6 protein-coding genes are annotated in these 8,803 nt (G+C 73.0%); 2 read left to right on the top strand and 4 right to left on the bottom strand.

What is annotated here, in order from left to right; all coding sequences use genetic code 11:
- A partial coding sequence (locus VF665_RS05555; protein ID WP_331052426.1) for an imidazolonepropionase-like domain-containing protein occupies positions 1–258 on the bottom strand: 258 nt, incomplete at its 3' end.
- Between the two features lie 72 nt (positions 259–330).
- Here VF665_RS05555 and VF665_RS05550 point away from each other — a divergent pair.
- Complete coding sequence (locus VF665_RS05550; protein ID WP_331052425.1) at positions 331–2,691, top strand: BTAD domain-containing putative transcriptional regulator; 2,361 nt, start codon at positions 331–333, stop codon at positions 2,689–2,691.
- Positions 2,692–2,772: 81 nt separating this feature from the next.
- Here VF665_RS05550 and VF665_RS05545 read toward each other — a convergent pair whose 3' ends face one another.
- Complete coding sequence (locus tag VF665_RS05545) at positions 2,773–3,981, bottom strand: PAS domain-containing sensor histidine kinase (protein WP_331052424.1); 1,209 nt, start codon at positions 3,979–3,981, stop codon at positions 2,773–2,775.
- Between the two features lie 451 nt (positions 3,982–4,432).
- Positions 4,433–5,386 carry a GntR family transcriptional regulator gene (locus tag VF665_RS05540; RefSeq protein ID WP_331052423.1) on the bottom strand — a complete coding sequence of 318 codons (954 nt, stop codon included), beginning with the start codon at positions 5,384–5,386 and terminating at the stop codon, positions 4,433–4,435.
- 298 nt (positions 5,387–5,684) lie between these two features.
- On the opposite strand from VF665_RS05540, the gene VF665_RS05535 reads away from it, so the two are divergent.
- Entirely contained in the window at positions 5,685–7,730 is a 2,046-nt protein-coding gene (locus VF665_RS05535; RefSeq protein ID WP_331052422.1) for an SDR family oxidoreductase, read from the top strand.
- A gap of 557 nt (positions 7,731–8,287) precedes the next feature.
- On the opposite strand, the gene VF665_RS05530 is transcribed toward VF665_RS05535, so the two are convergent.
- Positions 8,288–8,803, bottom strand: a 516-nt coding sequence (locus tag VF665_RS05530; RefSeq protein ID WP_331052421.1) for a hypothetical protein, incomplete at its 5' end; no start/stop codon positions are given.

The following is an 8,803-nucleotide window of genomic DNA, read 5'->3' as shown; positions in this document are numbered from 1 at the left end:
CGCCAGCCGCTCCACTTCGGCGGTGGTCCCCACGGCCACGATGCGCTCGCCGCGCACCGCCACCGCCTCGGCCCAGGGGCGCGAGGGGACGCCGGTGAAGACCTTGCCCCCCACCAGCACCAGGTCCGGCGCCCCGGCCTGCGCGCCCGCCGGGGCGGCCAGGGCCAGCCAAAGCGCCCCCACCACGGCGGCGGCGGCCCGGCGGGGGCGGGGGTCCTTGTGGGGCGCGCGGCGCGGGCGCAACGTTACGGCGGTCATGTCAGCTTCTCCAGTGCAAGTGGGCTCCGGACGGGTTGGTTCCGTACGCTACTCCCCCGGTGTGAACGCAGCGTGAATCCTCCCCCTGAACTCCGCATTCTCGGCGCGCTGGAGTTGCGCGGCGCAGGCCCGGGCGCCGCGGCCCTGCTGGCGCGCCCCAAGCCGCTGGCGCTCCTCGTGTACCTGGCGGCCGCGGGTCCGGAGGCACACCCGCGCGAGTCGCTCGTGGCCCTGCTCTGGCCCGACGCCGACGGCGAGCGGGCGCGCGCGTCGCTGCGGCAGGCCGTCCTGCGCGTGCGCGGCGCGCTGGGACCGGACGCCGTGGCCAGGCGCGGCGAAACTCTGGGGCTGGCGCCCGGCGCGGTGCGGTGCGATGCCGCCGACTTCGTCCGGCTCGCCGCCCGGGGCGACGACGATGGCGCGCTGGCCGTGTACGGTGGCGACCTCCTCCCGGGGTTCCACGTGGACGGAGCCCCCGCCTTCGGGGAGTGGCTGGAGGGCCAGCGCCGCGCCCTGCGCGCACGTGCCGCGTCGGCGGCACTGCGGCGCATCGACGCCGCGCACGGCGGGGAGGATGCCCTGGCCGTGGCGCGCCGGGCCGCCGAGCTGTTTCCCGACGACGAGCCCGTGGTGCGCCGGCTGATGGCGCAGCTCGACCGCGCCGGCGACCGCGCGGGCGCCCTTCGCGCCTATGACGCGCTGGCGGAACGCCTGCTCGACGGCTTCGGCGCCGCGCCTTCGGCAGAAACCGAGGCGCTGGCTGCCTCGCTGCGGGGCGCACCCGCCGCGGCGCTCGCACCGCGGCGGGTGCGGGTCGATCCGTTCGTGAACGAGACCGGGTCCGCCGGCCACGACACGTTCGGGCGGCTGGTCTGCGACTCGGTGGCGCAGGCCGCCGCGGCGGTGGACGCCGTGGACGTGGTGCACTACACGGCGGACCATCCCCCGGCCGCGACCCCGTCCGCCGCTGCGCTGGCGGCGGCGGAGGCGGCCGGCGCCGCCACCCTGGTCACCGGCTCGTTCTACGGGGTGGACGGCGAGCTGGTGGTGCACGGATGGGTGACGGACGTGCGCTCCGGGCAGGTGGTGCGCGGCATCGGCCCCGTGCGGGCGCCCGCCGGGGAGCGGCACCGGGCGCTGGACGCGCTGCGCGACGAGGTGCGCACCACGCTGGCGCTGCACCTGGACACGCGCATCACGCACGTGCGGGCCGCCGCGAGGGCCCCCAGCTACGAGGCGCACAGCGCGTACGTGGAGGGGCTGTCGCGCTTTGTGGAGGGCGACTGGGCGGGCGCGCTGGGGCACTTCGGGCGCGCGCTGGAGCGTCACCCCGAGTACGCGCTCGCGCTGCTTGTTTCGGCGATCGCGTGGTGGAACCTGTCCCAGCTGGAGCGTGCGGAGGCCATGGTGCGGCGTGCGGCTCCGCTGGTGCGCCACGCGGGGCCGTTCGAGCGGGCGCTCCTGGAAACGCTCCACGCCTGGCTGGCGGGCGACTGGAGCACCGCGTACGGAGCGGTGCGCCGCCAGGCCGAGCTGGCCCCCGGCTCGATCGCCGCGTGCCAGGTCGCCGACGAGGCGCGCCGACTGAACCGGCCCGGCGAAGCGGTGCGCATCCTTTCCGCGATGGACCCGTCGCGCGGGGAGCTGCAAGGGCTGGTGTTCTACTGGGTTGCCCTCTGTCAGGTGCTGCACAGCCTGAGAGAGCACCAGCGGGAACTGGAGGCGGCGCTGCGGGCGCGCGGGCTCTTCCCCGGACACCCCATGGCGCTGCGGCAGGAGGTGACGGAGCGGGCGGCGCTGGGCGACGTGCCCGGAGTGCTGGCCTGCCTGGACGAGAGCGCCGCCGCGCCGTCGCGGCAGGAGCCCCGCACCGGCGCGCTGATGCGGGAGGCCGCGCACGAGCTGCTGGCGCACGGCCACGACGCGGAGGCGGCGGCGGACCTTCTTGCCCGCTCTCTGCGCTGGTACCAGGAGCTGCCGCCGGACGAGCGCGCCCGGCCGGAGGTGATGCGGGCGACGGCGCGGGCGCGGTACGACGCGGGCGACCTGGACGGCGCCGCGGCCGCGTTCGCCGCGCTGGCGGGGGACGAGGTCGCGGTGCGCGACTGCTGCGCGCCGCTGCACCCGCACCTGGGCGGACACCTGGACCACGGGTACCTGGGCGTGATCGCGGTGCGGCGGGGCGACGCGGCCGGGGCGGCGCGGCTGGATGCGCTTCTGGAGGGGACGCGGGGCGACTTTCTGTTCGGAGCCACGCACTACTGGCGGGCGGCGATGGCGGTCGCGGGCGGGGAGCCGGAGCGCGCCGTGCACCTGCTGCGCCGCGCGTTCGCGGGCGGCATGCCGCACGAAATCCACATCCACCGCGATCCGCACCTGGCCCCGCTGCGCGGCCGCCCCGACTTCGCCGCCCTGCTGGCCCCGCGCGGCTGACCGCGTTCCCACCACGACGCGCGGCCGACGGGCCGAAGCCGCCGCCCGCCGCGTGCCCTGCTATTCCCTATTCCCTATTCCCTATTCCCTATTCCCTATTCCCTGTCCCCCCACCCCCGGCAGCACGAACGTAAACACGCTTCCCTCGCCCGGCGTGCTGGTGGCGGACAGCTCGCCGCCCATTCCGCGCGCCAGGTCGCGGCTGATGGCCAGTCCCAGCCCCGTGCCCTCCCGCGTTTCGCTCAGCGACCGGCCGAGCTGCACGAACGGCTCGAAGACGCTCCCCAGGCGCTCGGGCGGAATTCCCTCGCCCGTGTCGGAAACGGTGATGGCGACGCCGTCCGCCACCGGTGCGCAGCCCACGGTGATGCGGCCGCCGGGACCCGTGAACTTGACCGCGTTGGAAAGCAGGTTGAGCAGCACCTGCTCGGCCTTGCCGCGGTCGGCGCTGGCGACCAGCTCGGGGGAACACGGCAGCGCCCGCAGCGACAGGCCCCGGGTAAGGGCCTGGGGCTCCACCATGGGCATGACGGTCTCCACGATCTCGCGCACGGCAACGGGGCCCACCTCGTACTCCACCCGCCCGCTCTCGATGCGGCTGTAGTTCAGCAGGTCGTTGATGATCCCCAGCAGGTGCCGCTGGCTGTCGCGAATGCGGCCGATGAACTCCTGCTGCCCCTCGTTCACCGGGCCGCGCACCTCCATCTCCAGCAGCTCCGCGTAGCCCCCGATGGCGTTCAGCGGGGTGCGCAGCTCGTGGCTCAGCGTGCTCAGGAATTCCGTCTTGGCCCGGCTGGCCGCTTCCACCTCGGCCAGGCGGCGGGTGTCGGCCAGGGCGCGCTGCTCGTTGCGGCGCCGGTCGGTGAGGTCGCGCGTCACCTTGGCGAACCCGGCCAGTTCGCCGTGCTCGTTGCGCAGCGCGGTGATGATCACGTTGGCCCAGAAGTGCGTGCCGTCCTTGCGCACCCGCCACCCCTCGTCCTCAAAGCGGCCGTGCGCCTCGGCCTCGCGCAGCTCCCACGCGGGTTTGTCGGCGGCCAGGTCTTCGGGGGGATAGAAGATGGAAAAGTGCCGGCCCAGGATCTCGTCGGCGCGGTATCCCTTGATGGCCTCGGCGCCCGCGTTCCAGGTCGCGATGTGGCCGCCGGGATCCAGGGCAAAGATGCCGTAGTCGCGTACGCTCCCCACCAGCAGGGTGTACAGGCGCTCGTCGGAAACCCGCAGGTGGGGCGCGCGGCGGCGGTCCGGAAAGGGGAGCGCGACGGCGGGATCCGCTCTGGGTTCAGCCATGCAGCAGCGACGGATGGGAGAGATTCATGGCCGGCGATCGGGGGAAACGAACCATGGCGGACGCTTCTCTGCCCGGCAAGGTCCAGACCGCGGATGGACGCGGCGCTCCCTCGCACGCTGTCGAGAAGCCTGATTCTGGCCGCGCGCCGGAGTTCTGGCTCCGACAGAACGTGCCGCGCCGCGGTTCCTGTCCAACGGCGCCGCGGGGCGCAGCCGCACTCTGCTGCCACGGTTGATACGGAGCATGCGCGGCTGAACGCGGATGCCACCCGGGCCGCGGTCTCGGGGCCGGGGATGCGGCAGGATTCGCCGACTCGCCGCGGTCCACCGGCGCCGGGATGACGGCGTAGCCGATCGATGAGGATGACCATCGTGTCGAGCGATCGGACGACGATCCCGATCACCGGTGCGCGCGACCACGCTCCGGACTCTGGGTGTCAGGCCAACCGGCTCAGTCCGCCGGGCCGCGGACGACTTCCAGGTTGAAGCGCACCAGCAGGGCGTGCAGTTCGCGGGCGGACTCGGGCGAGATCATGGGCTGGTCGGGAAAGGAGCGCGGCAGATCCATCCCGTGCAGCAGCCGGCGCGCGGCCACGCTCACCAGCACGGGGCGGGACAGGTCCAGTGCCTCTACCGCCCCCCGGTCCGCCGCCAGCACCGTGCGCAGCCCTTCCGTGCACACCTCTCCCGCCACCAGCCGGATGCGCTCGGCAAAGAGCGGGTCCACGCACACCACCGTCAATCCGCCCTGTGACAGCGTCCGCTGCACCTCGCGGATGAACTGCGGGTTGATGCAGATGACGACCAGGGGCACGCCCAGTTGCGCGGCGGCCTCGTGCAGTTCCGCCGCGTGGAAGGCGGTGGTGGCGATGAAGTCCGCGCCGCGCGCCTCGCGCGGCGGCCCGCCCTGCGCGGAGCGGGAGCCGAAGTGCTCGGCGGTGCAGGAGCACACCTCGAAGCCGAAGTCGTCGCGCAGCTCCGCGCCAATGGACTCCACCTGGTCCACGGTGGATTCCAGAAAGGCGCACCTGACCACCCGCGCCGCCGTGCACTCCCGCGCAAAGGCGGACAGGCTGGCCGCGGGAATGCGACGGTGCCACGCCTCGCGCAGCACGTCCACGAACCACCCGGCGGTGTCGGCGAGCACGCGCCCGCCCACGCGCTCCTGCGGCGCCACGAACACGCCGGAGCGGCCACGCACCTGCACCAGTCCCTTCCGCTCCAGCGCCGCGTACGCCCGCGCGACGGCGCGCAGGTCCGAGCCCACCTCGTCGGCCACCTCGCGGTAGCTGGGCAAGCGGTCGCCCGCGCTCAGGCGGCCCACGTGGATCCCCGCGACGATCCTGCCCCGGATCAGCTCCTCCAGCGAATCCTCCGCGCCGGCGGCGCCTGCCCTGCGCCTCATCCCGGGGTCTCCTGTGTGTCTGGTGCGCGACTCTGCGGCAACAGTCCGTAAGCACCTCGCATACCAGAAGAAGTCAGGGAATAGGGAATAGGGAATAGGGAATAGGGGAACTGCAACAGAAGGGGGTCAGGCAGAGACGGGGAGACACAGAGACAAAGGGTATTCCTCTTCGTTTTTCCTCCTCTGTGTCTCCGTGCCTCTGTTGGAGATAAGGTCTTCTGTGCTTCCTCATTCAAGGCGCGCCGCTTGCGCAGGGGACCGCCCGCTTCGGACAGACCTTGGACTCAAAGGAGTTTGGATGAGATTGAAGCTGAAGCCGCTCAAGCAGCAGGTCATCGTCATCACGGGCGCCGACAGCGGGATCGGGCTCGCCACGGCGCGCATGGCCGTGCGCAAGGGCGCCCGCGTGGTCCTCACCTCCCGCAACCCGCGTGCGCTCTCCGCCATCGCCGCCGAGCTGCGCGCCGCCGGCGGACAGGTGGCCTGGCACGCCTGCGACGTGGCCGACACCGCCGCCATGCGCGACCTGGCCGAGGTGGCCGTGAACGCCTTCGGCGGCATCGACACCTGGGTGAACAACGCGGGCGTCAGCATCTACGGCGAGATCGAGCGCACCCCTGTGAACGACGTGCGCAGGCTGTTCGAGACCAACTACTTCGGCGTGGTGAACGGCTCGCTGGCCGCGCTGCCCCACCTGCGGCGCCACGGCGGCGCCCTCATCAACGTGGGGAGCGTCCTGTCCACCGCGGCCATGCCGCTGCAGGGGCACTACGCGGCCAGCAAGCACGCGGTCAAGGGCTTTACCGACGCGCTGCGGCAGGAACTGGGGCACCACGGCGCGCCCGTCGCCGTCACCCTCATTCGCCCCGCGGCCATCGACACGCCGTACACCGAGCACGCGCACAGCCATCTGGAGGGCGCCGACCCCGACGTTCCGCCGCCCGTCTACTCGCCCCGCGTGGTGGCCCGCGCCATTCTGGACTGCGCGCGCCGGCCGCAGCGCGAGGTGCTGGTGGGCGGCGCCGCGCGGCAGATGGAGATCATGCAGGAGATATCGCCCCGCGCGTACGACGCGTACGTGAGCAGCGTGGCGTGGGAGCAGCAGCGCGCCGAGCCGGGGAGCAAGCGCCGCAACGAGGCCCTGTACGCGCCCTCCATCTCCGGCAACGAGCGCGGCGACTACGGCGGCCACGTGATGCGGACGAGCGCCTACACCCGCACCGCGCAGCATCCCCTGCAGTCGCTGATGACCGTGGGCGCCATCGCGGCGGGCGCGTGGCTGCTTTCCCGCTCCGGCGTGCTGGGGCGCGTGGACGACGCCGTCCGCACCCGGCTCACCGGCCGCTCCCCGTCGGACGAGGGCGACGCGACCATGGCGCGCGCCAACCGGCAGATGCGCCACGTGCTGCGCCACCTGGAAAGCATGGGCGGCAAGCCGATTGAAACGCTCACGCCCGAAGAAGCGCGCCGCCAGCCCACCCCGGCCGAGGCCGTGGTGGCGCTGCTGCGCAAGCACGGCAAGAGCACGGAGCCGGAGCCCGTGGGGCGCGTGGTGGAGCGCACCATTCCCGGCCCCGGCGGCGACATCCCCGTGCGCATCTACACGCCGGAAGGCCGCGGGCCCTTTCCCGTCATCGTCTACACGCACGGCGGCGGCTGGGTGATCGCGACCAATGACACCTACGACAGCTCGGCGCGCGCGCTGACCAACGCCACGGACGCCATCGTGGTCTCGGTGGAGTACCGCAAGGCGCCGGAGAACCGCTTTCCCGCCGCCCACCAGGACGCGTTCGCCGCGTACCACTGGGTGCTGCAGAACGCGGCGGAGCTGGGCGGCGACGCCGAGCGCGTGGCGGTCGCGGGCGAGAGCGCGGGCGGCAACCTGGCGCTCGCCACCGCCATCCTGGCGCGCGACAACGGGCTGCCGCTGCCGCTGCACGTGCTGGCCGTGTACCCCATCGCCAGCGGGCGCACGGACTCGCCGTCGTACCTGGAGAACGCGGACGCCAAGCCGCTCAACCGCCCCATGATGCAGTGGTTCCTGAACCACTACGCGGGTTCGTCCGACAAGGCGCTGCACCCGCTCATCTCGCTGGTGGATGCGGACCTGCGCGGGCTGCCGCCGGTCACCATCATCAACGCGGAGATCGATCCGCTGCGCAGCGACGGCGAGCGGCTGGCGGAAGGGCTGCGCGCGGCCGGGGTGCCCGTGATTCACCACATGCACAACGGCGTGACGCACGAGTTCTTTGGGATGGGCGCCGTGGTGGGCGACGCCAACAAGGCGGTGAAGCAGGCCGCGCACAACCTGCGCGCCGCCCTGAAGGCCCCCGCGCACGTCTGACCGCGCGGTGGCGCAGAACGGGCCGGGAGGCGGTGATCGCCTCCCGGCCCGTTCTGTGGGGAGCATCCGGAGCGCGCAGGTACGGATCAGACTTGGGCACCGTGCTCGTGGCCAGCGATGTGGCAGGATCCTTTCGGCTCGCTGCAGTCCACGGCGCAGAAGAGACTACGCCGTCGCCGCTCGCCTGTGACGACGGGGGCTTTCTGAGCAACACCTCAGGGGGGGTTGAGAAACCCACTTTCCTGCCGCTTCGGCGCGTGAGTGTCATCCTGAAGGAGCAGCGCACTGAGCCGTCCACTCACGCCAGAGCCTGTGCGACGGAAGGATCCCGGACCGAAGCATCCGTGTGGCCGCTGCCCGGCGCGACTTCCCCCGGCCTCCTCGCGGCGTACGCGGGTCGGGAGCGCGCCACGCAGCCTGTCGTGCGTCGGCTGCCGTGGGGCGGGATTCTTCAGTCGGCGCCAGAGTTGGAGCACCGGATCGGCCCCGCCGGCGCCTCCCTCAGAATGACACTCACAGGCCGAGGCGCTACCACAAGCGTGTTTCTCAACACGCTCTCAGGGAGGCGGGCATCCGTCGGCCAGCACCTGGTTCGCCCTGTCCACGATGGGCTGCACGTCCCGCCCCCTCGTCGCCTGGTCAAAAACGTAGCGGAAGTGGTCCACCAGCAGCGCCTTGCGGATGGCGGAGCCGGGGGCGGCATCGATCTCCCGGCGCGACCGCGCCGCCAGCGTGCGCAGCGCGTCCGCGCCCGGCGGGCGAGGGGTCGCCGCAAGCGCCGCCCGCAGCGTGGGGGAGGAAGTCCGCTGCGTGAACAGATCCACGATCACGAGGCAGGTGACGCTCCGGTGCAGGCGCGCCCGCACGCCGGCCGGGAGCGGAGTTCCGTCGGAGTCGCTGGTCAGGTGCCCCTCGATCCGGGCGAAGTCGGCGCGCGTGTTCAGGTACTGCATCTGCGTGGCGCGCACGCCGCACTCCGCGGTCCACAGTGCTCGCGCCGCGGCTCCCGGCAATATGCCCCCGTTCGTCCCTTCCAGCCCGCTGCGCGCCGTGTCCACCGCGGCCCGCCGCTG

This window comes from Longimicrobium sp. (genome assembly GCF_036387355.1).
Lineage (GTDB): Bacteria > Gemmatimonadota > Gemmatimonadetes > Longimicrobiales > Longimicrobiaceae > Longimicrobium.
The sequence above is the reverse complement of the archived record's forward strand: the minus strand, read 5'-3'. Positions and strand labels throughout refer to the sequence as shown.

What these genes read in the sequence shown, in the direction of transcription:
- VF665_RS05545 (WP_331052424.1), bottom strand. Translation starts at nt 3,981, where the DNA reads ATGGCTGAACCCAGAGCGGATCCCGCCGTCGCGCTCCCCTTTCCGGAC.
- VF665_RS05540 (WP_331052423.1), bottom strand. Translation starts at nt 5,386, where the DNA reads ATGAGGCGCAGGGCAGGCGCCGCCGGCGCGGAGGATTCGCTGGAGGAG.
- VF665_RS05535 (WP_331052422.1), top strand. Translation starts at nt 5,685, where the DNA reads ATGAGATTGAAGCTGAAGCCGCTCAAGCAGCAGGTCATCGTCATCACG.